Origin of the sequence: Flavobacterium aestuarii, from assembly GCF_040049115.1 — a bacterium.
GTDB lineage: Bacteria > Bacteroidota > Bacteroidia > Flavobacteriales > Flavobacteriaceae > Flavobacterium > Flavobacterium aestuarii.
In genome coordinates, this window is the sequence record NZ_JBDLZZ010000001.1 from 323,794 (window position 1) to 349,193 (window position 25,400).

Sequence of the window (25,400 nt, forward strand, 5' to 3'; positions counted from 1 at the left end):
AAGCTATTCAATCAATTGTTTTTCAATAGCGGTAAAACTATTGGACTGTGAAATAAATTCACCAACATACGCTTTTAAGACTCCTGTCTGTTCTTTATAATGATCCAATAAAAACTTTTTATCTTCTTTTTTATTCCCTCTGTAATTGACTATTTTGGGCACATTTTCCTGAATGCTCAAACGAATCATTCGTATCTCAATGGCATTGGGTTCGGCTGTAGCGGCATATTCCAGCAAGGCCGCTCCTTCCTTGAATTTTTTAGATTTGTCGACTACTTTTTTTTCTAATTTGGAAAGTATGATTATTGATGCGCCCTTATAGGCAACCAAGACTTTGTTATCCTCTTTGGTAACATCTGTCAGTTTTGCTGCCATATCTTTTGCAACGCTTTCCGTGGCAGCGGCAGTCTTATATAACTTCCTGATTTCGGTAACCGAAGGATTTGCGAAAAAAAGGAAAATAAAAAGAAAAGTAGTCTTCATGACACCAAAATTAGGTACGGTATTTATTACACTTTCTTATAAACACAACTTAATTTCAAGGCAACCGTTTGGTCAAAATAACTGACATTTTTAACCTTAACCAAATTATCATCCGTTGTATTTATATCCAGCTCCAAAAGCAGATCCGGGTTTACAAATGGATTAATCAAGGCCATAAACTTAACATTACTCAAAGATTCCATAAATAATGAGCATGTGGTAATTTGTTCTGTCAACTCTTTTATAATCTGCATCATGCACACACCAGGCATAATAGGATTTCCAGGAAAATGTCCTTGAAAAACTTCATGCCTTTCATTGATTGTGATTTGTGCCTTATACTTGGAATCAACAGTATTTTCCAACACTTTTATTGTATAGAAATCTTTTAATAGCATACTTTTATTTTATATCAAATGAATAGGACAAACCAAGCTGAAATGACTGATTCAAAACAACTTCATCATAATTACCATTATTATTGCTGTCTATATTCGTATTATAGTTATTACCGTAAATATCAACTAATCCCTGTTTAAAACGGGCATCAAGAGATAAACCATTGGAAAATGAAAATCCAAATCCTCCAACGATGGCAAAATCAAATCCAATTGGGGAATCGCTAGAAGTATAAAGTTTTTCAAAACTATCATTAACCTTAAAGTCCAATGAAGGTCCAACAATAAAATGGAAACCGGTTCCAAAGGAAAACTTGTTTATGGCACTCAACGAAAGATAATCAATTGAAAGTTTTTCTGTCTGATATTCTAATCGAATATTTGGATTGTATGGATCTATACCTACTCCATTATAGTATTCAACATTTGCTCCTTGTTGCGAAAAGACCAGTTCAGGCTGTAAAGTATAGACTTTGTTGAATTTTATGGCTAATTGACCTCCCAGATAAAAACCGGTTTTAAAATCCGAATCAAAATTTGTTAGTCTGGAAAAAACGACACCTCCTTTTATTCCTGGTTCAAAAGTCACCTGCGCATTTGATTGTACAATTCCCATTAATACAAAACAAATAATAGTAATTAATCTTCTTTTCATGGCTTATTTTGTATCAAATGTATAAGTAGCACCTACAGAAAACACAACATTTGTATGATTTGAATCGCTAAAATCAATTACTGGTACAATTCCTTTTTTCACCCTTAATTCAACTCCCAAATTACGAGTAAAGTTAACACCAGCACCTAGTACAAAAGCCAAATCAACATCAGCATCTACATCGAAGTTTTTATCGACAACAAATTCAAGGGTTGGTCCAACATGTAAGTTAAATTTATCGGTAAATGTAAATTTATTCATCATCTGAAGACACAAATAATCAACTTTCAAGTTTCTGTTACCTGCAACTGAACTATAATCAGAGCCTTGGGCTGAATAATTAATCTCTGGCTGTAATGTATAATATTTTGTCAATTTTAAACCTGCATAAAAACCAAGGTAAAAATTTGTTATTGAGGAGTAATTATCATCACGTCTGGTATCCGAAGAATCATCATAATAGTAGTAATCTCCCTTTGTAAAATGAGAAAAATTGGCTCCGCCTCTAAAACCAGGCTGAAAACGCACCTGAGATTGAGCATTATACATTCCAAAAAAGACAAGAAACAAAACCAGTATACCTTTGTTTAATTGATTTTTCTTATTCATAATTTCAGTTATTGGTTAAAATAATTTAGTTCGATTTTTAATTTTATATTTTTATGTTCGATGATAATATTATCGGCAAAAATATCATTTTTAGAAGTATAATAGAGGTTAATTTTTGCTTTTCTTTTAGTAGCGTGTACAATTTTACTTAACTTATTTGTCCCTTTCGAAACGTATAAATAATTCATTTTATTTTTGTCCAAAGTCTCATAAACGCTTTCCTCACCGTTATCAAATTGATTGCTTGCGGTATAATGACTTCGCAAAAGCAATCTAAAATCCGTTACCAAAGTGTTTATCAATAACTTTCTGTCCAATTCTTCCAGAATAAAATTGACTTTATAATCTGATTCGGAAATTTCAAAATCGAGCAGCTTATTACCAAATTCGGTAGTAAAAGCAATTCTATGCGTGGTATCGTTTATTTTTTTTGCAATAAAAATCCCCGTCAGCTCATTTCCATAGACTGAAATATTGGCTTTATACACATAATCTATTTCCTGATTTGAAAAATAGGGAACATCAAAAACGGCTGTTTCCAAAGGCACGGGTTTGTAATCCTTAACAACATTATTACCGGCACATGATGCCAATAAAAAGGCTATGATACTAATTCGAAAAAGATGCTTCATCGACTTTGGCATTGATTACTTTGTTTTTCAAGACAATTCGGGTATAATCTGCAGAGGATTCCAATAATTTAACCTGAATCACAGTCGCATCTTCCTTGTCAAAAGTTAAATCGATTTGTTTGATATATTTTTTAAGAGTCGCATCTTTGGGAATAAACTTAGCGATGTTTTGATCTTTATTTTTAAAATACGAAATAGAGAATTCCTTGTCATCAAATAAATCTCCGCTCACGCTTCCAACAATCAGTTTGTTGATTTTTCCAAACAATTTACTGCTTCCAATATCTACGGCGCTTTTCTTTCCTTCGTCATTGATAAGTATCTTGCCGTTCTTGAAAACGATTGAATAATTGTATGGTTTTTTATATTGCCAAAGCAAGGAATAAGGTTCCTTGAAAATCATTTTTCCCGAAGTTTCAATATCTTTTGATAGAAAATCCAAATGCTTGTACTGTACAAAATCAGTACTCAAAGTCTTTATTTTTTTAGACACTATAGCCACTGATTGCTTAAATGCTGTAACTTCACCGTCACTCATCTTTTGCTCTTGCGCCCAAGACTTAAATTGACAAACATTCAAAAAAAATACTACTATAAAAATTTTAGTTTTCATACGCTTTTATATTCAGGAGTTCTTCCAAAGGGACAACTCTGTAATTGTTTTTTTCCAAAAAAAAGAGCAACTGCTCTAACACATCAACCGTTTCGATAGAGGTGTCGTGCAAAAGTACAATTCCTCCTGGTTTAATTCTTTTAATTATTCTGTCCAATAAAAACTTTCTGTTTTTAACAACTCCATCCAATGACCGAATATTCCATCCAATGGTTTTGTGTTTGGTCACAGCCAATGCCTTGCGGATGGAAGGATTGGTAACACCATAAGGCGGTCTAAACAAGGTAGTTTTCCTTCCTAAAACTGCTTCAATTAAAGCATCCGTTTTCTCTATTTCTGCAATGACTTTTGTTTTATTGTAAAAATCAAAAAAAGGAGAATGACTGTACGAATGGTTTCCTATTGTGTGCCCTTGCTTAATAGTTTCCCTTAAAATTTTGGGATTCGATTCAATATTTTTTCCAATACAAAAAAATGTGGCCTTGGCGTTATACTTTTTTAAAACTTCCAAAACAGCAACTGTCATTTCATTTGGACCGTCATCAAATGTTATTGCTATTTTTTTCTCGGTTATTAAAGGATTACTGCAAAAGGTTTTTACATGGTAATTTGAACCAATAAAGGAAGAACCAATAAACACAATGGAAAACCATAAAACGCTAACAAATACAAAATATTTGACCTCGATTACTACATAAAAACTTGCCAAAGCGAGCAGCAAAAGCAGTAAAATAAAAAACACATTTGTCAGGATATGCTTCAACAGCTTGAAATTAAAGTAAAACTATGATCTATTCCGTTGCGCTGATTGTACAACAAAATTGTTTTATACGTTTCTTTATCTATTGTATTTACTTTTACAATATAGGGAATACTTTGAGTCTGAAGAATTTTGGTTCCAACCCACAGCCCAAATGCCGAGGCAGTATCGTATTCGCCACTCAAATGTTTGTAATAAACCTGTGGTATATTTGCAAAGGTTACTTTCGAAAGTTTTTTATAATACAAATCGGAATCTACATCGCCATTATAACCCAAAACTACAGCATCAATATCGGTAAGTTCCAAATTATTGGAAGCCAAAAAAGAGCTGATTTTATTTTCAATTTTATCAATTTCTAATGTATTCAGAATTTCAACATCCAAAACAGCAGCTATTGATGTTGTTTTCTTTTCTTTTTCAACTACAAAAAAAGCGGCTCCTTCGCCAAGAACAACTCCATTTGTTGTACTTTTTAAAAATGAATCAAGTCCTTGGTTTTCATTCTTTATAAAACCTGACAGTCTGAAAAGTGACATTGTATAATCGGCAGTTTCATCAATTCCGCCAACCAATACGGAGGAAGCATCATTTTCTTCCACCATCATTTTGGCATCAAAAAGAGCCGATTCAAAAGAGATGGAACCATTTACATACGTTAAATTATAGGCTTTACATTGCAGTCCCAAAGCAATTTGGCCACCAACGGTATTATGTGTAGACTGAATAAAAGAGGTAGGTGTTAAAAACTCTTCGTTATTATCCAAAATGGCTTTCAAAAATTTCTCCGAATCTTCGATACAGCCCATTCCTGTTCCGGTGATAATCGCATCAACAGTTTCCAATTGGGCTTCCCTCAAAGCGAGAGTCGAGGCAACTATGCCGTTTTTAACTCCTTTTCCCATTCTTCTGCTGGCGGCCGGAGATATAAAATCCTTATAAACTGGCTGATGAATAGGTAAAATAGTATCCACTTCATTTACTGCCGCTTCTTCAAGGAAAAGAGTATCAAAAGTCTTTTGAGTCGAAATGCAGCCTAATCCATTTATATAAATCTTATTCATTTTTAAATAATTATCTATCAAAAAAGTTAACCCTAATTGCACTAATTTACACTAATTCAAAAACTTAAAATAATTTCTAAAATTAATTTTCACATCCCTGTTCCTGCTCAATATCATTAAGTTAAGAATCTCTTGCTTGGGTTTTATCTAAATATTGTTCTCGCAAAAACGCGAAGTCGCAAAGAAAATCGGTTCCAAACTTTGCGTCTTTGCGTGTCTGCGAGAAAAACAAAGCTTAACTCAATAACTTTGAGTTCGTGCAAATTAGTGCAATTCGTGTTTATTTTTTAAACTCAAAATTTTATTCGCTTTTAGAAAATATCAGAGTCGAACAATTTCCTCCAAACCCAAAAGAATTAGAAAGTACATGTTCTATATTTTTATGTTTTAAAGTCGTTTGTGGTACCAAATTAAACTCGGCCATTGGCGTCTCAAAATTCAAATTAGGAAAAACGACATTATTTTGAATTGCCAACACACTATACACCGCTTCAATAGCAGCCGCCGCGGCCAATGTATGTCCCGTAAAAGGCTTGGTAGAACTGAAATCGGGAACCTTATTTTCGCCAAACAGCCGAACCATTGCCCGACCTTCGGATAAATCATTATTTGGAGTTGCAGTTCCGTGAACATTGACATAATCAATCTGCTCCGTTTTCAATTGGGCTACCTTAAATGCTTTTTCCATTGCCAGAAAAGCACCATCTCCATTTTCTGAAGAAGCAGTTTGATGAAAAGCATCATTTGCATTGGCATATCCCGAAACTCTTGCTAACACTTTTTTGTTTTCTTTTTTAACCAATTCCTCTGATTCCAAAACCAGAAAGGCAGCGGCTTCTCCCAGATTTAAACCTTTTCGGTTGTTATCAAATGGTTTATTATAACCATCCGATAAAATCATTAATGTTTTAAATCCATTGATAGTAAACTTTGACATTGCATCTGTTCCGCCCACAATAACACGATCCAATTTACCGGATTTTATCATTCTGGCTCCCAGCATTATGGCATTTGCAGCCGAAGAACAGGCAGTACTGATGGTAGTTACAAAACCCTCCAAACCCAATTCCTTTGCAATTTTATCAGTATTGTCGCCTGCATTATGACTGCTGATGTATTTTACAACATCTGGATTTTCAAAATATTCGTGGTAATAGCGTTCGGTCATATCCATTCCGCCCACACTCGTTGCCGAGATTAATCCCGTTTTATATTTGTTAATAGAAGTAATTCCGGCATCTTTTACAGCTTGTTTGGCCGCAATGGTGCCGAGCATGGCAGTTCGGGAAAAATTATTGTCTTTTCCTAAACCCAGCTCATCCATTAATTCCTGATTGGTCTTTTTAATTTCACCCACCTTGATGACATCGGCATGAACGGTCGCAATATTTCCGATCGCTGTAATTCCTGCCTGGCTATTCAGCAATGCGTGATAATTCTCCTCAACTGAATTTCCAATTGAAGAAATAATACCCATTCCGGTAATGGCGACACCTTTATTCATTATTATATTTTAGAATTGAAAATTTAGATTTTAGATTGTGGAATACTTAATCTGCATTAACCTTTTTAATGAACTTGAAAAATGCTTAGTTTAATTTAAAATCAGTTACTTAACCCTATTTTTAGCAATATAATCCGCCATAACTTCGATAGACTTAAAAATAGTCTTTCCTTCTTTTGGATCTACTAATTTAATACCGTAATCTTTATCAAGCATCACAATAAGTTCCAACGCATCAATAGAATCAAGCCCCAAACCGTCTCCAAACAAAGCATCGTCATCATTAATATCAGCAACTGCAATATCTTCTAGGTTTAAAACTTCTATTATCTTACTTTTTAATTCCTGCTTTAATGCTTCCATAATTATTGATTGTATAGTTTTTTTAATTGTTCGTGATTATGTTCTATTTCACCTTTTTTATCTACCAGATAAAGAAAGGCTTTGTACTCTTCATTATAATATTCTACCCATCCGCATAAAACTCTGTCCGCTTTTTGGGTTTCCAAAAGTATATTGCAGTAGTTTTCCATAAATACTGGGTCATAGTCCGCAAATATAAAGAAAGAATTTTCGCTTTTCAATTGATGTTTAATACTTATTTCTCCTAAACAGATATTAGGCAATGTATAAACAAAAACTGCCGGACTTGGGTAATAATTCTCCGAATCTGAAATCGAATTCTGATACTTGACATCGGTATCCAAACTCGATGATTTATTGGCAAATACTAATGCCGTATTGTTTTCTGCTGAATTTTCTTTGGCAGTTGCCAAAAGTAATTCGGCTCCTAAAAAAGCCAATTTACTCAGATTATCCATTTTAAAAAACTTTGGATAATTGATTTCAAAATGCTGATAGGCTTTCTTTGAAAAACCGGCAAATGAATCCTCTTCGGTACTAAAAATGGCCTCTCCATTCAAAAAAACAGTATTTTTCTGAATGGTACAAAAAGAGTGTATATAATTTTTATTTACTGTCATTAGTTTACTTTTTCAAATAAAACAGCTGTATTGCATCCTCCAAAACCTGAAGCAGTTTTTAGAAAATAACGAATGTCCGCATCCGTTTTTTTTTCAATAACCTTAATCGGCTGGGTTACTCCAATGGTATCAAATCCTAATGAAGCAAACAATGTATTTTTAGTAACCGATTCTATTCCGATAACTGTTTCCAGCAATCCCGAAGCACCTAATGTATGTCCGTAATACCCTTTGAAACTATTTACCGGTACATTTTCGAGTTCTAACCTGTTTAACGCAATAGCTTCCATCTCGTCATTATAAGGTGTTGCCGTACCATGAGCTGAAATATAATCAATTCGATTACTGCCTATTTTGGCTTCCGCCAAAGCATTTTGAATACTTCGGTAAAGCCCTTCTCCTGTTCTGGAAGGTCCCGAAATATGGTTGGCATCGTTGATGGAACCATCTCCAATAATTTTTATTTTGGCGTTTTCTTTATTTGAAGAAAGCAAAACAGCGGCTGCAGCTTCTCCCAGACTTACTCCTGTTCTGTTAACCGAATATGGTTTGCAGGGCAAATTGCTCATCGCCTGAAAGGAGTTGAATCCTGATAAAACAAATTTTGAAACTTCATCACCAGCGACAACAAATACATTGTCATATAAATTCGCCTGAATTAACCTTTTGGCAACTGAAATTGCCAAAATTCCTGAAACACAAGCATTGGAAACGATAATAGGTTCGTTTTTGAATCCAAAAAAAGCAGTAATTTTTTTAGCCAATACATCTAAATATGCGGATTCAATATTACTTGAATTTTCCAAAGCGTTTACATTTCCCTTGGTTGTCGAAAGTATAAAGCCAGTACGCTCGTCTGATACTACTTTTACATTTTTAATGATGGGTTCCAATGCCAAAATCATCATTTTCTCCAACCTCGAATACCCCTCTGCAGAAGTCACTTTAGCAAAAGCCAAATCCAATTCAGCATCATTAATAACTGCCGCATAAAAAGGTGTATTCAGTAACTTTGGGTTATCCTGCAATTGAATACCGGAAACGCCATTACCAATGTTTTTTATATTAGAAGCAACATCAAACCCAATGGGTGTAATGCAGTTCGTTTCGGTTATATAGACTTCTCTCATCATACTATTTTACCAAACCAACTTTTCTTTTCCATTCCGTATAAAATGGAGGATTTGTCAACATTAATTCACCGTTTTTATCCAAAAAAACCTGAACGGTTTCGCCTGTACAGACCACTTCATTTTTATCGTTAAAAATGGTAAATCGATAAATCATTTTGGCGGCAGGCGTATCCACAATAGTAGTTTCTATTCGGGCAACATCGCCATAACGCAATGATAATTTATGCTCCAGAGTTGTTTTTACAATGGGAGTCGTAAACTCATTGGCAAAAACATCCAGATAGCCAAGACCATGCTTGCGCCCAAAGGCTTCTCTTCCATCCTCAAAATAAGTAATATAATGACCATGCCACACTATTCCAAGCGAATCTGCTTCGTTAAATCGAACACGAATTTCCTGTGAAACGGTCAAATCAGTCGCTTCCTTATACAGCTCTTTTCTTCTTGTCATACAGCAATGCTAAAGTTGTGGTAACTATAAAAAATATAAACAATAAAAATAATTCTGGCAGCAGATCCAATAGAGATCCGTTGCGCAAAAGTACATCATAAAAGGCTTCCAGACCCCAATTCATTGGTGAGGATTGTGCTATAACCTGCATCACTTTGGGCATGGCAAACACCGGAACCCAAACACCGCCAATAGCGGCCAAAATTATCACAGACGTAGCACCAAACGGAGCCGATTGTTCTTGGGTCTTCGCAATAGTTCCCAATAATATTCCGAAACCAATCGCAGCCAAACCTGAAAACAGTGCTACGATACTCATCAAAATTAAATTTCCTTGAACGTTTAAAGGTGGTAACCTCAAATGCGGAAAAAGAAATATTGCCACAGCAATCATCATATAAAACTGTATCAGACAAATAATTAAATACATAACCGTTTTGCCCGCCAAAACAATTCTATTGGAAACAGGATTGGTGCGCAATCGCACAAAAGTTCCTTGATTTTTTTCCTTTACCATATTGATTGATAACGGAATTACTATAAAAAACACCGCAAAAAGTGTCCAAGCCGGAACATTATGCTGCACCGAATTTGGAAGGATTTCCTTGTCGTTTATTCTTGGAATTATCTCTTTGAATGTAATAAAACTTTTTTGTTCAAATTGGGCGTTCTCACCCCCAAGTTCATCCTGAAAAGAAGTATAAATTGATTTGGTTTCTATTTGGGCAATCATTTTATCGATGCCACTCATTACCCCTCTTCTAAAACTCAATTGAACCGCTGGATCAAAATAAAGTTTGACCTCTTTTTGATCGACAATTTTTGCAACTGGCTTTGTGGCCAACGAATCTGAAAAACCCAGACTGCTTACAATTTTTTGAACATTCTGATCAATTTTGGCCTGCAGATCGCTGCTCAAATGCGATGGAATAATAATTGCCATTTGATATTTTCCGCTAAAAACAGCTTCCTTGGCTTCTGCTTCAGTAATTTTTTTGTCATCAAAAGTAGTAATGACACTAAAAACCTCGCTCTTTTTTAAATTATCAAAAAGCGTTTTGGAAACCTTTCCATTATCATAATCAACCAAAAGTATTGGAATTTTAGTCTCTTGACCTTTTTTATAAGAACTATCCTGAATGAGAGTTACCGCAATAATTAACACCAACGGCATTAAAAAAAGAGTCACCACTCCCCCTATATCCCGTTTTAACAACAAGAATTCCTTGTAAACAGACATCCAAAGTTTATATAGCATCTCTCAGTTCTTTTCCAGTTAATGAAATGAAAACATCTTCAAGATTTCTGGCATTGGCTGTAGCCGAAATTAAATCCTTAGGTGTCCCCTGAGTGTAAATTACTCCTCTATCCACTATGGCAATATGAGTACAAAAATCCTGCGCTTCGGATAAATGATGAGAGGTATAAATTATGGTTGTACCTTTTTTATTAAGTTCTTTGAGATAGTCAATAATTACATTTTTTGAATGTACATCTACTCCTACTGTAGGTTCGTCAAGAAAAAGCACTTTTGGATTATGCAGTATTCCGGCAATCAAATTAACACGGCGTTTCATCCCGCCGGAGAAAGTCTCGATACGTTTGTCTGCAAATTTCAGTAATCCCAAAAGATCAAGACTGTCAATCACTTTTTCTTTTAGAACGTCACCTTTTAAGCCATACATACTTCCAAAATACAAAAGGTTTTCTCTAGCGGTCAATGTTGGATATAAAGCGTATTCCTGAGGGACAACGCCAATTCTATTCTTGATTTCATTGGCATTAGCCGAGTAATTTAATCCATCAATCGTAAAAGATCCAGAAGTAGGTTTTACCAAACCGCAAAGAATCGAAATCAATGTTGTTTTTCCTGCTCCGTTTGGACCAAGCAGCCCAAAAATATCTCCTTCGTTTATATCCATGGAAAAATCATTCAACGAATACATTTCGGCATCATTGTATAATTTAGACAAGTGGGATATTTTTATAATCGCTTTCATTTTTTTTACCATATAAGTCATATAAGTTTTAGCTTCATTTGAAGTTACACTTAACTTAAGTAATAATAAGACCATTTAAGATTTAAACTTATATGACTTATATGACTTATATGACTTATATGACTTATATGACTTATATGACTTATATGTTTAATTTATTTTTAACTTATTGCTTTTTTCAATTTCTTGAAAAATACTTCTTCTTTATCGGCAATACTTAAAAGCTGGTTGGATAGTAAATTATAGACATCCACTTTGGTACTTCTATTTTTATAAACCCTTGAGGCTTCGACAGCAAAATCTCTCCATAAATCACCTATAGCAGTCATTTCCAGCGACAATTTTTGCAATTCGTCGTTATTCAAAATGACTGCCGCTTCCTGTAAAAAAGCCGCATATATAAACCTGAAACCTCCGCCACCAGTTCCGATTTCTTCCTGCATTCTGACAATTTGAGCCAAATAATGATTGGCTTTTTTAGTTCCTTCCTTAACCGGCCATTTTTTAATAAGCCTTGCGACAAGCCGAATTCCGCGAACGCCAATGATTGGCATTGGTGCCAGCATATCACGGCAGGTATTTTTGATTCCTTTTATAATTGCTCCTTTCAAATCTACAGTTGCGGGAACCTGAATCGGATAATATATTTGACCTCTTGGTGCAAAAGCTCCTTTGGCAAAACGTACTTTATTTAATTCATCGTGAGTGAGTGTAGTTACATTTTCCATAACAGGATCACTAATTAAATAATCCGTTTCTGTTTTTCCATAAACTACGAGATTGTGTGCGTTGAAATGAAAACGGTACTCATCAGGAAAATATGTCAGGTTGTATACACCCACCTGCAATCCCGAAGGAATATTATTTTTTAAATTTTCGTCCAATGTCTTAACGGCATTGGCTTGGCTAGAAAACTTTTGCCTTTTGATTTTCAAACCCAATCGTTTCGCCAGTCTATTGAAAATTTGTCCCGGCATAGGTCTATAACTTATCGCAGGAGCATAATTTACTTTTAGAAATGGAAGATAAACGAAGAATAGTCCCGAACCAATTCCAAAAACCATTGGTTCGCTAATATTCAATCCATTATGTTTTAACAAATTGGAAGCCACTCCATTCTCACAGTGAGCAGATTGATAATGTGTAAAATCGGTTTTCATTAATTAGTCTTAAAATTTTTCAATTCCTCTACGGTTATATTAAAAGAGTCGGCATATTTTTTTAGAATACTGTCACTTAATCCCGCAAAAACTTTAGGCTTAAAATGTCTTTTAACACGCCATTGCCACATTCCCACATAACTGGAAAGTACGCCGATATCCATTCTGCATAACTCCATATAGTAACTAATAGGGCTTACCTCGTTGTTTTCTACCTGAGTCTTGGCAATAGCAATTCGTTCGCTAATTTCTTCAATCGAGTTAGAAAGAGCAATACTTTTTGGTTCCCAGCCTGAACTTAAGGCAGTTGTATAATTGCCATTTTCATCTGTCGCATACACCAACTCTTTCATATTTGATTTGGAAAGATTTCCTTTGTCTTGAGGTACTTCTTCTTTTTTCATCTTCTTTCTCTAGGAATTATTATTTTGAATAAACAACGTAATTTCTCCTTCCAACAGCATTTCTTCTTCCTTATACGTTTTGCATTGTATAGTACACAAACTATATGAGTCCGAAATAAACTTAGAAATTAATACAGCTTTGGTAACAAGCGTTGAATTAACTTCTGGCAGCGAATATATTTTTAAGGCTTTAATTCCGCTAATAAAACCAATCACATCTGCTCCCACTTTGGCATTATTATTTTCATCAATAAAATAATCCTTGGCGACAATCATCGAACAGGTTTGCGCCATATTTTCGACCAGACCCGATTCAGTGAATAAATTATTCTTCAGAAATATATTTCCTGTTTTAATTTCAAAAATAGTGTCAACTTTTTCATCATCAATCTCTAAAATAAAATCCACCATCAACATGGGAGCACGATGAGGCAGATAATGGTTACTATTTACAAGTTTTGATGTTTCTTTCCTATTCACTGTTTTTAATTATTTAGCCAAAACAGTTTTCATCTGTCCTTTGGCTATTTCTACATTGTTCAATTTACTAACAATATCTACCAAAGTAACTCCTCCAAATTCCTGTATAACAGTAACTGTTGTCCTTATTTCGTCATAAAGTTTGGGAAGCACTTTTATTTCCAATTTATTTATGGAACCAATATAACCGGTGGGGGCCTGTTCATTTCTCAAATAAAACTGGTATCCTGTATGCAATGCTACAGACTGAGCCATGTGTTCTATAATTCCGGATTCTACAAAGGAATTATCCTTAAAAAAAACAGCATCATTCTGAATGGTAAACCCAGATACCAACTCGGTTTCAGAATAGCAATACAAAGTATCGACCATTACAAACGGTTTTTTTTGAGGAATTAAAGTCTCCACAAAATCTTTGTTACCTATTGGATTATTAGCTGTCATCGTCATTAACACACTGTTAAATAAGCATAAGCATACGAAAAACGACCGCTTTCCGGCACGGATAAAAGAACTTTGTTTCCTTTTACCAATTTACCGGAATTCATTAATTCTTCCAAAGCCAGATAAATTGAAGCCGAACCTACATTACCAACATACGCCAAATTCATAAACCATTTTTCCATTGGTATCACCATTCCTTTTTCTGCCAAAGATTCTCTCAAACCATCCACAAAATAATGCGAAGAAACGTGTGGCAAAAAGTAATCAATTTGATCAGCGGTAATATTGTTTTTATCCAATGCTTCTTTCATACTTTCGGCACCTTTAACCAAAATATGTTCATCAAGCACTTTTATATCCTGTTTAACTGCAAATATAGATTCGCTAAGCCATTCATTTGGATCAAAATCATTCCATGGTTTAATTTCACCATTCTCCAATTTATCTCCGCCAGCATACATACACGTTTCTATTTCATGCGCATAAGAATAGGCTTCCATCCATTCTATTTTTAAGGAAATAGCTCCATTTGGTTTGTTTTCCAATAAAAAAGCCCCTGCTCCGTCAGACAACATCCATCTAAGAAAATCTTTTCTAAAAGCAATTATGGGCTGCTCTTCCAATTTTTTCAGATTAACAATTTCATTTTCAAATCTATTGGCAGACAGCCACGAAGAAACTTTTTCTGAACCAGTGCAAACTGCATTTTTTGTATTTCCGGATTTCACCGAAAGAAAACCAAATTTCAAGGCATTCATCCCCGAGCAACAAACCCCTGAAGATGAATTAAGTTCCAGATTTTTATTTTTTAACAGACCATGAACCATTGCAGCGTGAGATGGGACAAGAACATCTGGAGTAGTAGTTCCACAAGATAACAATTCCATGTCTTGATCCGTAAATTGATTATCAAATAATCCTTGAATGGCAATATGAGTTAATTCAGCATTATTATGAGTGCTATTTCCATTTTTATCTCGTGCATAATAACGGCTTACAATCTTGTTATTTCTTAGTATTAACCTTCTGCCTTTGGATGCTGTTTCATTTATTAAACCTAAATAGTTCTCCATTTCATCATTCGAAACAGCCTCATTTGGCAAATACTTAGCCGCTTTTGTAATATATACATCAAACATATAATCTAATTTACTCCTTTATAATATTCTAATTCTTGCCTTATTTTTTTTGCTTTTAACGGATATGTCAGAATGTGTAATATATAAACTATTGGCGAAACTAGCCATATCGCTACTATTAAATACATTTTAAATATTTTTGTCCAAAATTTTCTGGACTCACCTTTGTTTATAATAAAATTAGACCATTTTGAAAAAATCTTATTGGCTGTTTTATCCACTTTAATCAAATAGGAACTGACTTTTATCGCATCAATTTTTAGTAATCTTGATTGCAAGTTATCCAAGTCATTTCCTTCAAAACCAGAAAGAATCGCCGTACCAAATTTTGTGGATTCATTTATGTCCTTATCAGAAACACCGGGTAATGGAAAAATCCCAAGATACCTTTTTTTCACTCCAGAAAACATCCACTCCACGATTGTTATAACACTTATTAGATTTCCCACTCTATCAACCAGTGCAACATTCCCTTTTAACAAGGCATTATTCTGTTTCAACAGAACCTTGATTTTTTCCTGCGCCATAAACCACATATTTCGGGAACCATTTATGGTTACAACCGGCGTATCCTTGAATAAAATTTTGGCTTCCGGACTTTTCAAAAAAGAATTTACGGGAATCGAAGGTGTTAAATACCAAACTTGATAATTCAAAAGAATCAAATCAAAATTCATTTCCATTATCTCATTTGGAACGGGTTTAATAGGGGCAGGAATCTGCAAAAAAGATTCTGGAAAAGCGTTAAAAAAAGCATCATTATTCCAAGGAAATGGAAATGGCTGTTCCATTTTGATTTCATGAAACACAACATTTATGTTTTCCGAATCTAAGAACGGTTTTGCAATATTTCTGGCAATAGTTTCTAATTGTCCCGATTGAGAATAATAGATTACTAGGACATTTTTCATTGAAGTTTTTTTTAGAGAAAACGAATTTAAACCAAAATTCTAATTAAAACCAATTGTCTCATACTTCTTTCCAAAAAAAAAGCAACTTGTGCTTTTAAATTTTTAACAAAATATTAATAATCAACAACTTAAGAAATAAGTGTTTTTTTATTATCTAATTTCTAAATCTACTCATTATTTATCAAGCCGATTCCAAAAATCGAAATAATTAAACCATTGCAGTGGATACTTTTTTATCATACCTTCAACGCTTTGGGTATATTCTTTTAGCAATGCTTTTTCATCACGATGTTTCACTTTGGCTTCCCTAGTGTACAGGTGATAATGCAGATTTGGCTCTTTCATTACGTAAACAAAAAGAACGGGAACCTTTAATCGGGATGCAATAAGAAATGGTCCTGCTGGAAAAAGTGCTTCCTGATCAAGTAATTTTTCATTCAACGATTTTACACCCTCAAAATAACGATCGCCTGTAAAACAAACCAATTCATTTCTGGCGAGTGCAGAATTAATTTCGAAAATATGAGACAAATCGTCACCTATTAATATAAAATTGATTCTTGGTTTTTGAGTAATGCTTTCAAGATATTTTTTTATTGCAGAATGCTCTAAATCGGTAGTAACCAAATTTATTTGCAGGTTAAAATCAACTTCACTAAAAAAATGTTCGGCTATCTCAAAATTCCCAATGTGTGCACTAATTAATACGCCACCTTTTTTTTCTTTTAACAATTTGATAATAAACTCCTTGCCATCATGATCATAAGTAAACTTATCCTTTAGACCGGCACCAATTGCAATTTTATCGATAATGGTTTGTCCAAAAGTATAATAACTTCTAAAAACCATCATTTTTGATTTTAAATACGAATACCCCAATCTTTTTCTAAAATAATAAAAGATTGAGGCATTGCTTTTTTTTAGGAAAATAAAATAATACGCAGCTACAAAATAAAGTACAAAATAGGCTGATCTTACTCCAATTTTATTAATGAAGAAAACAAAAATTTTGTATCCAAGAACAGTGCCTTTGGATTTTCCATCCCATTGACTCATTACATTAAGCCTTTGATTTTATTTTATTCTCTATAAGATCGTAAAAACTTTGAAAAGTGTCTATTCCTACAAAATCACCTTCGACAAGCTTTACACCAAAATTTGATTCAATGGACACAACAAGATCTACATAGTCTAAACTATCCAGTCCCAAAGTCTCTTTTAAATTTGCTTCAAACTGGATATCATCACCATCCACCTCAAATTCATCAATTAAAAACCCGTTTACTCTCTCGATAATTTCTTCTTTATTCATTACTTATTTTATACTTTTTAACTACTAATGCGGAATTTGTACCTCCAAAACCGAAGGAATTCGACAAAAATATATCAATTTTTTTATTTAAAGTAGTTTTCACCAAATTTAATTTTGCGGCATCAGCATCTGGGGTCACCAGATTAATATTTGGCGCTATAAAATCATTCTGCATCATCAAAATAGAATAAATTACCTCACTCGCTCCAGCCATCCAGCATTCGTGTCCAGTCATTGATTTTGTTGAACTGACATAAGGATTACTCTCTCCAAAAACTTCAAAAATAGCCTTTGCTTCATTATCGTCACCTACCGGAGTCGATGTGGCATGCGCATTAATATAATCAACTTCGCTTGGCTTTATTCCTGCTTCATCCAAGGCTCTTTGCATCGCCGTAGATGGTCCTTCAACATTTGGAGTTGAGATATGGCCTCCATTGGATGAAAATCCATATCCGATTACTTCTGCCAAGATAGTAGCCCCTCTTTTTATTGCCGAATCATAAGACTCCAAAATCAAAGTGGCAGCACCACCGCTTGGAATTAATCCATCGCGGTTGGCATCAAAAGGTCTTGAGGCTTTGGCCGGCTCATCTTCTCTTGCAGAAAAAACGCCCAAACCATCAAAACTACTCATCGCATATTTATTAATCTCCTGAGCTCCTCCACAGATAACTATCTCCTGAAAACCACTTTTAATTAAAAAATATGCCATGCCAATAGAATGAGAACCGCTCGCACAGGCAGCACTAATTGTCAAATTTATCCCCCTTAGCTTAAAAATTGTCGAAAGATTCATGGTAACAGTCGAATTCATGGACTTGAAAATAGCCCCCGAACCTATTAAAGCAGTATCTTTTTTCTCTCGAATAATGTCCGTAGCCTCAATAATAGCTTTAGATACACTATCATTACCATACATAATACCGACTTCGTTTTTTTCAAAAAAAGCTTCATCAATATTCGCATTTTTCAAGGCCTCTATAGTTGCCATATATGCATATTCCGTTTCCTCACCAAGACTTATTCTTTGTCTTCTGGAAAGTAATTTTTTTAAATCCGGCTTGGGAACGGTACCCGTCAAAGCTGATCTGAAACCAAATTCCTTGCGCTCTGGATCGAATACAATTCCGGACTTTCCTTCAAACAAGGAATCTTTTACTTCATCCAACGATGTTCCAATACAGGAATAAATTCCCATTCCTGTTATGACTACTCTATTATTCATTGACAACTTTTATTTTTATGAATAAATTCCACCATTAATATTAATCACTTCACCGGTAATGTAACTAGCTTTCTTCGAAACAAGAAAACTAACCAGATCCGCAACTTCATCAGCTTCGCCAAAACGATTTAATGGCACCATTTTTATCAATTCAGCTTCATCAAGTTCACTGGTCATATCTGTTTTTATAAACCCAGGAGCAACGGCATTTACAGTAATGTTTCTTTTGGCTATTTCTTGGGCCAAAGCTTTGGTCGCACCTATTATTGCCCCCTTGGCAGCCGAATAATTGGTTTGACCTGCCGTTCCTTTTACTCCTGATAAAGACACCATATTCACAATACGGCCATATTTATTACGAAGCATTTTTTGCATAAAAAAATTAGTCACATTAAAAAAACCATTCAAGCTGGTATTTATAACACTAGACCAATCCTCTTGGCTCATCCACATGAACAAACCATCTTTTGTAATTCCTGCATTGTTTACAATCACTTCGACAACCGCTTTTGGATTTGCTTCTTGCCATTGCGTCAACACCGATTGAACTTCGGTAAAATTAGCAACATCAAATTGCAGAATTTCTCCGGTAGCTCCTTTTGCCATAACGGCTTCCAAGGTTTCCTCAGCAGCTTTTTTATTGGAATGGTAATTAATTAAAATATGATAGTCACTATCCTGCGCCAATTTTTCGCAGATAGCACTGCCAATTCCTCTTGAACCTCCTGTTACCAATGCACACTTCATATATAAATTTTAAATTGTAGATTTTAGATTGCTGCGTCAATTAAACCTTTAGTTTCAAAGTAATTTTTCAATCTAAAATTATAATTACTTTTGAAAAAGTTCTGCGTTTTCAAACCATTGATTACCTAAAACAGAACCATCTGGTTTTAAAAACCCCCATTTATTTTCGTTCTTAACTCTTGCTACCCCCTTCACGAATCCTTTTTGATCATCTTTAAAAATCGAAAAAATACCTCCAGCTGTAATACCATACTGCGTTGGAATTACCAATTTTCCGGTTGTATTTATAAAACCCCAATTTTTATCTTTAACCGGTGCCAAACCGTCCGCACTGAACATTTCTGCATCATTATAAACAGGATCAATAACTAAAGTTCCTTTCATATCAATATACCCCCATTTTTTGCCAACTAATACTGGGGCTAGATTTTTATTAAAAGCTTTGGCTTTATCAAATTTAGGTTCAATAACCCAATTTCCTTTTAAGTCAATAAATCCTATCTTGTCATTTTTTTTAGCATAGGTAATGTCTTGAGCCAAAAAATCCCAAATTTTATCTACTCCATCAATTGCTTTGAATTTCCCTGATACTACTAAACCAAAAGCTGTACCATTTTTTGCCCAAGTAACATTTTTAAAATAATTTCCAATTTCGTCATAAATTATTTCTACAACAATTTTACCGGTATTGTCAATTATTCCCCAACGGTCATTGTTTTTAACTCTTGCATAACCGTTTTCAAATGATTTAATCATATCGTATTTTGGTTCAAGAACAATTGCCATCTTATTGTTTATCAAGCCAATTTTATTTCCTTGTCTGATGAATGCAACACCATCTTCAAAATCATATAATTTTTCTGTAATTGGAGGTGTTTGAACTTCTCCCTTTTTATTAATAAATACCCATTTTTTATCTTTGGATACTATACAAATTCCACTATTAAAGTATTTGGCATCGTCAAATGCTGCTGGTATTATTATTTCTCCTTTAGTATTTATAAAACCCCATTTTCCATTATCTTGAAAAGCGGCTAAACCATCTGAAAAGTTTTTAGCTGTTTTATATTTTGGCTGAATACTAATTTCCCCCGTTTTTGAAATATAACCAAACTTATCGTCTTTTCTCACTAAAGCCAATTCTTGAGCACTTATAAATTGATAAAATAGAATAATAAACAATGCTGATTTTTTCATGTTTTATAATTTTAAAATATTAAAAACAACCAAATTACTAATTATTAATCAAATAGTCTTTTACCTTTTGTACAAAAGGATACATAACCTGATCCTTTTCGAACCTTGGAATTATTAATCTAACATCATCGTATATTTTTCTAGTTACAGATGAAATAAGATCTTTCTGCTCCAGACAATCAATGGCCTGAACAATTGTTATCAGTTCGATTGCCAAAACCTCAAAGGCATTCTCTATAACCTTGGAGGTAATCACCGCTGCATTTGTACCCATACTTACAATATCCTGATTGTCATTGTTGTTTGGAATACTGTGAACATACATCGGATTCGATAGCATTTGATTTTCGGCAGTGGTTGAAGTCGCCGTAAATTGAACTCCCTGCATTCCAAAATTAAAGCCTAAGGTTCCCAAATTGACAAATGGAGGCAAAAGTTCATTAATTTTTGAATTTAATAAATAATTCAGCTGTCTTTCGGCAAGCATTGTTAATTTGGTAATAACAATTTTTAATTTATCCATTTCCAGCGAAATATAGTCTCCATGAAAATTCCCGCCATGATATACATGCTGATTTTTTACATCTATAATAGGATTGTCATTTGCAGAATTAAATTCCTCTTCGAGAATGGAAGCCACATTATTTATCGTTTCCAATATTGGTCCCAAAATTTGAGGAACACAGCGCAACGAATAATATTCCTGCACTTTTTCCTTGAAAACATCTTCGGTATTTTCGCCAGAATATAAATGATCTTCCCTTTTTCTAATCAAGGCACTATCGGCAAGATTCGAACGCATTCTGGAAGCTACTTCCCGTTGTCCCTGATGACGTTTTGTATTGTTTAATTCCTCGGAAAAATGATCATCATACGCTTGTACAACTTCATTAATAGCACCCGAAAATTTTATTGACCAATCTATTAATTTATTAGCATTGTGCACATTTACGACTCCTATTCCAGTCATTACCGAAGTTCCGTTCATTAACGCCAAACCTTCTCTGATTTCTACCTGAATAGGTTCTAGTTTTTCTATTTCAAAAACTTCTGCCGTAGCTCTTCTTTCTCCTTTATAAAAAACCTCTCCTTCACCAATAAGAACCAAGGCCAAATGCGCCAATTGCACTAAATCGCCACTAGCTCCTACTCCACCATGTTCGAATATTAAAGGGCTAATATCTTTGTTAATGAGTTCTTTCATCAAATGAATTACTGACGGATGAACCCCAGAATTACCTAAGGAAAGTGTATTTAATCGTGCCAATATTGCCGCTTTTACACAAGCAGCGTTCAATGGTTTCCCTGTACCGGAAGCGTGGCTGCGAATCAAATTATATTGTAGCTGTATGCGGTCTTCATCTTTTATACGGTATTGAGCCATAGGACCAAAACCAGTATTTACACCATAAATAATTTTGTTGATTGAAAATTCTTTTAAAAAAATAAAACTTTCATTAACTCTATCTAAAACATCCTGACTGATATCTATTTTATTATTATCAAAAATTACAGATTCGAACTCTTTTAGGCTTAAATATTCCTTTATAGTATTCATTAACTTGTATATGTTTTTTTTTACATTAAATATATTAATATTTTGTTTTTAATTAGAATTTAATGTGGTTAATTTGAATGAGCAAATGTAGCATAATATCGCTAAAATCTGCAAAACGATGTTTTATTTTACAATTATCGTTCCAACAATATCTAACTACAACAAAAACAAACACATATACTCAATTTTAAATCAAAATAAATGAAAGATTTTGGTTCGGATAAAAAAACCGTTATTCAAGCTAACTTAGATGCCCAAAAAATTGCCTTTGCCCCAATAATGTTTCAGGCTGCGAAATCACTTCGAAATCTAGGAATTTTAGACTATTTGTTTCATCACACAAAAGCAAATATTGAAACCATTGCAAAATCATTAAACTTATCTGTTTACGGAGTAAAGGTACTGCTCGAAGCCGGTCTAAGCTTAGAACTGGTTTATCTCAGGAACAACGAATTTATATTAACAAAAACAGGCTACTTCATCCTAAGAGACAAAGCAACCAATATTAATATGGATTTCACGCAGGATGTTAATTATTTTGCAATGAATCATCTCGAGGAATCTATAGTACAGGGTAAGCCAAAAGGGCTAAAAGAGTTAGGAAATTGGGATACAGTCTACATAGGATTATCAGAATTGCCGGAAAAAGCCAAGAAAAGCTGGTTCGATTTTGATCATTTTTACTCAGATTATACTTTTCCAGATGTTCTGCCTATTCTATTCAATTCCAATCCCAAAACCATTATGGATGTGGGGGGCAACACTGGTAAATTTGCTATGCTATGTGCGAAATACAATCCAACTGTAAAAATTACTATTCTCGATTTACCTGGGCAGACCAAAATGGCTCAAAAAAATATCGCCGAAAACAATCTGGAAGATAGAATTTTCACTAAAAACATTAATCTTCTTGACCCTTCCAGTGTTTTACCAAAAGATTTTGATGCCATTTGGATGAGTCAGTTCATTGATTGTTTTTCATTGGAAGAAATAGAAAAAATTTTCAGCAAAGCTCATGCTGCCATGTCTGATAACACCCGTTTTTATATCTTGGAAACCTTTTGGGATTTACAAAGATTCCAATCTTCCACATACAGCCTGCACGCAACTTCACTATATTTTACAGCTGTTGCCAACGGAAACAGTCAGATGTTTCATTCGAAAGACATATTAAAAATCATCGAAAAAGTAGGTTTTGTGGTAGACGAAATTCATGAAATCATCGGAATGAGCCACACCTTGATTAAATGTAAAAAAAGAATCGTATAGAGTTATAAATATTTAAATTTGCACAATTCAAAGACGCTATTAGTAAAAAATAGTGTCTTTTATTTTTAGAAATTTTAATTCCAAAATAATAAATGTTACAAGAATTCGTAGATGTTTTAATCATTGGAGCCGGACCATCCGGATGTGTTTCTGCTTCTTATCTTCATAAAAAAGGAATCAAGATCAAGGTTGTCGAAAAAACAAAATTTCCTAGAATTGTTGTAGGCGAAAGCCTTATTCCCAGAGTAATGGATCATTTTGACGAAGCTGAATTATTTGAAAGTCTCGATGCCATGAACTTCGAAAAAAAGCTAGGTGCCCGATTTATTAGAGGGGAGGAAATTTGTGTTTTCGATTTTAGCAATAAATTTTCAGAAGGCTGGGATTGGACTTGGCAAGTACCCAGAGCCGATTTTGACAACACAATGGCTCAAGAAGTAATTCGAAAAGGCATTGATCTGGAATTTGAGTCAGAAGTAATTTCGGTTACTTTTGAAGGAAAAAATTCAACGACCGTTGTTAAGGACAAAAATGGAGTTTTAAAAGAAATCCATGCCAAATTCATTATCGATTCCAGTGGCTATGGAAGAGTATTACCGAGATTATTAGACTTGGACACTCCTTCAAAACTCGACCCGCATTCCTCTATTTTCACCCATGTTGTCGACAAAAACCGTCCAGAGGGCGAAGAAGGAACAATGATTTCATTTGATATACTTGAAACTCAGGTCTGGTTATGGGTTATTCCTTTTTCCAACGGAAATACCAGTTTGGGAGTTGTAGGTCCAACTGATTTTATCAATTCGCTTTCTACCAATAAAGACAACGCCGAAGCCTTGAAAAATGCCATTCAGCTTTCCGACTATTACATTAAACGTTTTGCGGGTGTCGACTTTCTATTCGAACCAATTAAATTGGAGAATTACTCCCGCTCAGTCAAAAAAATGTATGGAGATGGTTTCGCCTTAACTGGAAACAGCTCAGAGTTTTTGGATCCTGTATTTTCATCTGGGGTTGCTTTTGCAACGGAGTCAGGTATGCTTGCCGCCAAATTATTTCTAAAAGAATCACAAGGCATAGCAGTGGATTGGGAAGAAGAATTTACGGCTTACATGAAACGCGGAATTGCGGTATTTACCACTTATGTAAAAGAATGGTACACTGGAAACCTTCAGACCTTGTTTTTTCATCAGCCCGAAAATCCCGATGTAAAAAGAAAAATATGTGCTGTACTGGCAGGTTATGTTTGGGACGAAGAAAATCCTTTTGTAAAAAAGCATGACAATCTGATCAAAAACATGGCCCATATACTCGAAATGGAAAGTAAAAAAACAAAAAAAACCTAGTTTAAAACTAGGTTTTTTTATGTCTCACATATTTATAAATAACTCACTTTTAATTACTTATAAACTTTTTTCAAAAGCAATTTCGCTAGTGATTTGGCTGTTTTTGCAAAACCTTCTCCAATTCTGGATTCATTGCTAAAATTATTACCCCATTGATCTCCTGGCGCCTCTTCACTTGATATTTCAAGCAAAACATTAGATTTATTAGCCGTTTCAACAAACTTCAAATTAGTAGTTACTTTTGCAGGCTGTTTCATTATTCCTGCATCCCAACCTGGATATATCCAAATCGCTTCAACAATCAAAGTATATTTTGCAGCCGTTAATCCCTCTTGAAAAGTAACATCTTTGCTTTCTTTATTAAAAATAACATTCATTAATTCCAAGAATTTTGGATTCCAGATCTGTTCTTTAGCGGCAACCCATTTCTTTTTCCAAATGTCTCCAGTATTTTTTGACTTATCATTTAATTCCTTCGTTCTATTAGAAACATACTTTTCCTCAGTAAGTTTCTCTTTTAACAAAGTTAATTTAGAATAATCAAATTCGACATTTACCTCTTTTTGATCTTTTAAGAATCCAAAATCCCCTTTTACAACATTCATGTCTTGAGCGGTCATAATTGAAGATACAAACAATAATGCAAAAACAATTTTTTTCATTTAATAATTTGTGTTAATATTAATAATCAATAAGCTTCAAATGTAAGAAATTTTGTTTTCGTTTTCATGAACTGCAAAAAAAATATATAAATAAAAACAGTTAATTCTCTAATCCGGAATTTTTCTTTTTTAGACCAATAAATTCAATTATTGTCTTGTAATTTTTATCGGTATTACTTCACTGTATAAGAAAATTGATTTATTCAATAACTCTCTGAAAGGATAAAATAGCCAGCCCTTGACTGATAATTTTTTGCT

Annotated in this window: 30 protein-coding genes; 2 read left to right on the top strand and 28 right to left on the bottom strand. The window is 34.1% G+C overall.

The features are described from left to right. Positions 1-3: 3 nt before the first annotated feature. The 27 genes from ABEG11_RS01175 to flxA all read right to left on the bottom strand — a co-directional run bounded on the left by ABEG11_RS01175 (position 4) and on the right by flxA (position 21,865). Positions 4-483, bottom strand: coding sequence for a hypothetical protein (locus ABEG11_RS01175; RefSeq protein WP_348822370.1), 480 nt, complete (start codon positions 481-483; stop codon positions 4-6). Between the two features lie 26 nt (positions 484-509). Next, entirely contained in the window at positions 510-881 is a 372-nt protein-coding gene (locus ABEG11_RS01180; RefSeq protein WP_348822371.1) for an ApeI family dehydratase, read from the bottom strand. A 4-nt stretch (positions 882-885) separates the two neighbouring features. Next, positions 886-1,536: a porin family protein gene (locus ABEG11_RS01185; protein WP_348822372.1), complete on the bottom strand. Its 651-nt coding sequence runs from the start codon at positions 1,534-1,536 to the stop codon at positions 886-888. 3 nt (positions 1,537-1,539) lie between these two features. Further along, entirely contained in the window at positions 1,540-2,145 is a 606-nt protein-coding gene (locus tag ABEG11_RS01190) for an outer membrane beta-barrel protein (RefSeq protein ID WP_348822373.1), read from the bottom strand. An 8-nt stretch (positions 2,146-2,153) separates the two neighbouring features. Beyond that, entirely contained in the window at positions 2,154-2,777 is a 624-nt protein-coding gene (gene lolB2 / locus ABEG11_RS01195) for a flexirubin biosynthesis protein LolB2 (RefSeq protein ID WP_348822374.1), read from the bottom strand. Further along, on the bottom strand, positions 2,755-3,390 hold the full coding sequence (lolA2, locus tag ABEG11_RS01200; RefSeq protein WP_348822375.1) for a flexirubin biosynthesis/transport protein LolA2: 636 nt from the start codon (positions 3,388-3,390) through the stop codon (positions 2,755-2,757). Before lolA2 ends, lolB2 begins: the two co-directional genes overlap by 23 nt. Next, a complete protein-coding gene (locus tag ABEG11_RS01205) occupies positions 3,380-4,153 on the bottom strand; it encodes a polysaccharide deacetylase family protein (RefSeq protein ID WP_348822376.1) in 774 nt (257 codons plus the stop codon). The genes lolA2 and ABEG11_RS01205 overlap by 11 nt, the downstream gene beginning before the upstream one ends. After that, on the bottom strand, positions 4,150-5,214 hold the full coding sequence (locus ABEG11_RS01210; RefSeq protein WP_348822377.1) for a beta-ketoacyl synthase N-terminal-like domain-containing protein: 1,065 nt from the start codon (positions 5,212-5,214) through the stop codon (positions 4,150-4,152). Before ABEG11_RS01210 ends, ABEG11_RS01205 begins: the two co-directional genes overlap by 4 nt. Before the next feature lie 301 nt (positions 5,215-5,515). Further along, a complete protein-coding gene (locus ABEG11_RS01215) occupies positions 5,516-6,718 on the bottom strand; it encodes a beta-ketoacyl-[acyl-carrier-protein] synthase family protein (protein ID WP_348822378.1) in 1,203 nt (400 codons plus the stop codon). Between the two features lie 105 nt (positions 6,719-6,823). Then, positions 6,824-7,081: a phosphopantetheine-binding protein gene (locus ABEG11_RS01220; protein WP_348822379.1), complete on the bottom strand. Its 258-nt coding sequence runs from the start codon at positions 7,079-7,081 to the stop codon at positions 6,824-6,826. Between the two features lie 2 nt (positions 7,082-7,083). Beyond that, positions 7,084-7,701: a 3-oxoacyl-ACP synthase gene (locus ABEG11_RS01225; RefSeq protein WP_348822380.1), complete on the bottom strand. Its 618-nt coding sequence runs from the start codon at positions 7,699-7,701 to the stop codon at positions 7,084-7,086. Beyond that, positions 7,701-8,834, bottom strand: coding sequence for a beta-ketoacyl-[acyl-carrier-protein] synthase family protein (locus ABEG11_RS01230; RefSeq protein ID WP_348822381.1), 1,134 nt, complete (start codon positions 8,832-8,834; stop codon positions 7,701-7,703). Before ABEG11_RS01230 ends, ABEG11_RS01225 begins: the two co-directional genes overlap by 1 nt. A 1-nt stretch (position 8,835) precedes the next feature. Continuing rightward, positions 8,836-9,285, bottom strand: coding sequence for an acyl-CoA thioesterase (locus ABEG11_RS01235; RefSeq protein WP_348822382.1), 450 nt, complete (start codon positions 9,283-9,285; stop codon positions 8,836-8,838). Then, complete coding sequence (locus ABEG11_RS01240; RefSeq protein ID WP_348822383.1) at positions 9,260-10,543, bottom strand: ABC transporter permease; 1,284 nt, start codon at positions 10,541-10,543, stop codon at positions 9,260-9,262. The genes ABEG11_RS01235 and ABEG11_RS01240 overlap by 26 nt, the downstream gene beginning before the upstream one ends. After that, a complete protein-coding gene (locus tag ABEG11_RS01245; RefSeq protein WP_348822518.1) occupies positions 10,533-11,285 on the bottom strand; it encodes an ABC transporter ATP-binding protein in 753 nt (250 codons plus the stop codon). Before ABEG11_RS01245 ends, ABEG11_RS01240 begins: the two co-directional genes overlap by 11 nt. 161 nt (positions 11,286-11,446) lie before the next feature. Further along, positions 11,447-12,445, bottom strand: a complete 999-nt coding sequence (gene darH, locus ABEG11_RS01250) for a BtrH-related acyltransferase DarH (RefSeq protein ID WP_348822384.1) — start codon at positions 12,443-12,445, stop codon at positions 11,447-11,449. Next, positions 12,445-12,849 (bottom strand): flexirubin biosynthesis protein DarG, encoded by a 405-nt coding sequence (gene DarG / locus ABEG11_RS01255; protein ID WP_348822385.1) that lies wholly within the window; start codon positions 12,847-12,849, stop codon positions 12,445-12,447. The genes darH and DarG overlap by 1 nt, the downstream gene beginning before the upstream one ends. Before the next feature lie 9 nt (positions 12,850-12,858). Then, on the bottom strand, positions 12,859-13,329 hold the full coding sequence (locus tag ABEG11_RS01260) for a hotdog family protein (protein WP_348822386.1): 471 nt from the start codon (positions 13,327-13,329) through the stop codon (positions 12,859-12,861). Positions 13,330-13,338: 9 nt separating this feature from the next. After that, entirely contained in the window at positions 13,339-13,779 is a 441-nt protein-coding gene (locus tag ABEG11_RS01265; protein ID WP_348822387.1) for a hotdog family protein, read from the bottom strand. Further along, complete coding sequence (gene darB, locus ABEG11_RS01270) at positions 13,779-14,912, bottom strand: dialkylresorcinol biosynthesis protein DarB (RefSeq protein ID WP_348822388.1); 1,134 nt, start codon at positions 14,910-14,912, stop codon at positions 13,779-13,781. Before darB ends, ABEG11_RS01265 begins: the two co-directional genes overlap by 1 nt. A 5-nt stretch (positions 14,913-14,917) precedes the next feature. Then, positions 14,918-15,823, bottom strand: coding sequence for an NADPH-dependent FMN reductase family protein (locus ABEG11_RS01275; protein WP_348822389.1), 906 nt, complete (start codon positions 15,821-15,823; stop codon positions 14,918-14,920). Positions 15,824-15,997: 174 nt separating this feature from the next. After that, a complete protein-coding gene (locus ABEG11_RS01280; RefSeq protein WP_348822390.1) occupies positions 15,998-16,879 on the bottom strand; it encodes a lysophospholipid acyltransferase family protein in 882 nt (293 codons plus the stop codon). Positions 16,880-16,883: 4 nt separating this feature from the next. Further along, positions 16,884-17,135, bottom strand: coding sequence for a phosphopantetheine-binding protein (locus tag ABEG11_RS01285; RefSeq protein WP_348822391.1), 252 nt, complete (start codon positions 17,133-17,135; stop codon positions 16,884-16,886). Further along, entirely contained in the window at positions 17,128-18,363 is a 1,236-nt protein-coding gene (locus ABEG11_RS01290) for a beta-ketoacyl-[acyl-carrier-protein] synthase family protein (RefSeq protein ID WP_348822392.1), read from the bottom strand. The genes ABEG11_RS01285 and ABEG11_RS01290 overlap by 8 nt, the downstream gene beginning before the upstream one ends. A gap of 15 nt (positions 18,364-18,378) precedes the next feature. Continuing rightward, positions 18,379-19,110, bottom strand: a complete 732-nt coding sequence (flxB, locus tag ABEG11_RS01295; protein ID WP_348822393.1) for a flexirubin biosynthesis SDR family reductase FlxB — start codon at positions 19,108-19,110, stop codon at positions 18,379-18,381. Positions 19,111-19,194: 84 nt separating this feature from the next. Continuing rightward, a complete protein-coding gene (locus tag ABEG11_RS01300; RefSeq protein WP_348822394.1) occupies positions 19,195-20,307 on the bottom strand; it encodes a WG repeat-containing protein in 1,113 nt (370 codons plus the stop codon). Between the two features lie 37 nt (positions 20,308-20,344). Continuing rightward, positions 20,345-21,865: a flexirubin biosynthesis tyrosine ammonia-lyase FlxA gene (gene flxA / locus ABEG11_RS01305; protein ID WP_348822395.1), complete on the bottom strand. Its 1,521-nt coding sequence runs from the start codon at positions 21,863-21,865 to the stop codon at positions 20,345-20,347. 201 nt (positions 21,866-22,066) lie between these two features. Between flxA and ABEG11_RS01310 the strand changes: the two genes are divergently transcribed. Further along, the gene (locus ABEG11_RS01310; RefSeq protein WP_348822396.1) at positions 22,067-23,134 is read left to right on the top strand and encodes a methyltransferase; all 1,068 of its coding nucleotides are present in this window, start codon (positions 22,067-22,069) and stop codon (positions 23,132-23,134) included. Positions 23,135-23,226: 92 nt separating this feature from the next. Next, on the top strand, positions 23,227-24,480 hold the full coding sequence (locus ABEG11_RS01315; protein WP_348822397.1) for an NAD(P)/FAD-dependent oxidoreductase: 1,254 nt from the start codon (positions 23,227-23,229) through the stop codon (positions 24,478-24,480). 53 nt (positions 24,481-24,533) lie between these two features. On the opposite strand, the gene ABEG11_RS01320 is transcribed toward ABEG11_RS01315, so the two are convergent. Then, positions 24,534-25,142 carry a hypothetical protein gene (locus ABEG11_RS01320; protein ID WP_348822398.1) on the bottom strand — a complete coding sequence of 203 codons (609 nt, stop codon included), beginning with the start codon at positions 25,140-25,142 and terminating at the stop codon, positions 24,534-24,536. Positions 25,143-25,400: the final 258 nt, after the last annotated feature.

Bases quoted from the DNA above. Each gene is read 5' to 3' on its own strand.
- ABEG11_RS01265 (WP_348822387.1), bottom strand. From the start codon at position 13,779: ATGACGATGACAGCTAATAATCCAATAGGTAACAAAGATTTTGTGGAG.
- ABEG11_RS01175 (WP_348822370.1), bottom strand. From the start codon at position 483: ATGAAGACTACTTTTCTTTTTATTTTCCTTTTTTTCGCAAATCCTTCG.
- ABEG11_RS01210 (WP_348822377.1), bottom strand. From the start codon at position 5,214: ATGAATAAGATTTATATAAATGGATTAGGCTGCATTTCGACTCAAAAG.
- ABEG11_RS01240 (WP_348822383.1), bottom strand. From the start codon at position 10,543: ATGCTATATAAACTTTGGATGTCTGTTTACAAGGAATTCTTGTTGTTA.
- ABEG11_RS01225 (WP_348822380.1), bottom strand. From the start codon at position 7,701: ATGACAGTAAATAAAAATTATATACACTCTTTTTGTACCATTCAGAAA.
- ABEG11_RS01315 (WP_348822397.1), top strand. From the start codon at position 23,227: ATGTTACAAGAATTCGTAGATGTTTTAATCATTGGAGCCGGACCATCC.
- darH (WP_348822384.1), bottom strand. From the start codon at position 12,445: ATGAAAACCGATTTTACACATTATCAATCTGCTCACTGTGAGAATGGA.
- lolB2 (WP_348822374.1), bottom strand. From the start codon at position 2,777: ATGAAGCATCTTTTTCGAATTAGTATCATAGCCTTTTTATTGGCATCA.
- ABEG11_RS01245 (WP_348822518.1), bottom strand. From the start codon at position 11,285: ATGAAAGCGATTATAAAAATATCCCACTTGTCTAAATTATACAATGAT.
- ABEG11_RS01220 (WP_348822379.1), bottom strand. From the start codon at position 7,081: ATGGAAGCATTAAAGCAGGAATTAAAAAGTAAGATAATAGAAGTTTTA.
- ABEG11_RS01235 (WP_348822382.1), bottom strand. From the start codon at position 9,285: ATGACAAGAAGAAAAGAGCTGTATAAGGAAGCGACTGATTTGACCGTT.
- flxA (WP_348822395.1), bottom strand. From the start codon at position 21,865: ATGAATACTATAAAGGAATATTTAAGCCTAAAAGAGTTCGAATCTGTA.
- ABEG11_RS01320 (WP_348822398.1), bottom strand. From the start codon at position 25,142: ATGAAAAAAATTGTTTTTGCATTATTGTTTGTATCTTCAATTATGACC.
- flxB (WP_348822393.1), bottom strand. From the start codon at position 19,110: ATGAAGTGTGCATTGGTAACAGGAGGTTCAAGAGGAATTGGCAGTGCT.
- ABEG11_RS01300 (WP_348822394.1), bottom strand. From the start codon at position 20,307: ATGAAAAAATCAGCATTGTTTATTATTCTATTTTATCAATTTATAAGT.
- ABEG11_RS01310 (WP_348822396.1), top strand. From the start codon at position 22,067: ATGAAAGATTTTGGTTCGGATAAAAAAACCGTTATTCAAGCTAACTTA.
- ABEG11_RS01215 (WP_348822378.1), bottom strand. From the start codon at position 6,718: ATGAATAAAGGTGTCGCCATTACCGGAATGGGTATTATTTCTTCAATT.
- ABEG11_RS01185 (WP_348822372.1), bottom strand. From the start codon at position 1,536: ATGAAAAGAAGATTAATTACTATTATTTGTTTTGTATTAATGGGAATT.
- ABEG11_RS01230 (WP_348822381.1), bottom strand. From the start codon at position 8,834: ATGATGAGAGAAGTCTATATAACCGAAACGAACTGCATTACACCCATT.
- lolA2 (WP_348822375.1), bottom strand. From the start codon at position 3,390: ATGAAAACTAAAATTTTTATAGTAGTATTTTTTTTGAATGTTTGTCAA.
- DarG (WP_348822385.1), bottom strand. From the start codon at position 12,849: ATGAAAAAAGAAGAAGTACCTCAAGACAAAGGAAATCTTTCCAAATCA.
- darB (WP_348822388.1), bottom strand. From the start codon at position 14,912: ATGTTTGATGTATATATTACAAAAGCGGCTAAGTATTTGCCAAATGAG.
- ABEG11_RS01280 (WP_348822390.1), bottom strand. From the start codon at position 16,879: ATGAGTCAATGGGATGGAAAATCCAAAGGCACTGTTCTTGGATACAAA.
- ABEG11_RS01180 (WP_348822371.1), bottom strand. From the start codon at position 881: ATGCTATTAAAAGATTTCTATACAATAAAAGTGTTGGAAAATACTGTT.
- ABEG11_RS01285 (WP_348822391.1), bottom strand. From the start codon at position 17,135: ATGAATAAAGAAGAAATTATCGAGAGAGTAAACGGGTTTTTAATTGAT.
- ABEG11_RS01190 (WP_348822373.1), bottom strand. From the start codon at position 2,145: ATGAATAAGAAAAATCAATTAAACAAAGGTATACTGGTTTTGTTTCTT.
- ABEG11_RS01290 (WP_348822392.1), bottom strand. From the start codon at position 18,363: ATGAATAATAGAGTAGTCATAACAGGAATGGGAATTTATTCCTGTATT.
- ABEG11_RS01275 (WP_348822389.1), bottom strand. From the start codon at position 15,823: ATGAAAAATGTCCTAGTAATCTATTATTCTCAATCGGGACAATTAGAA.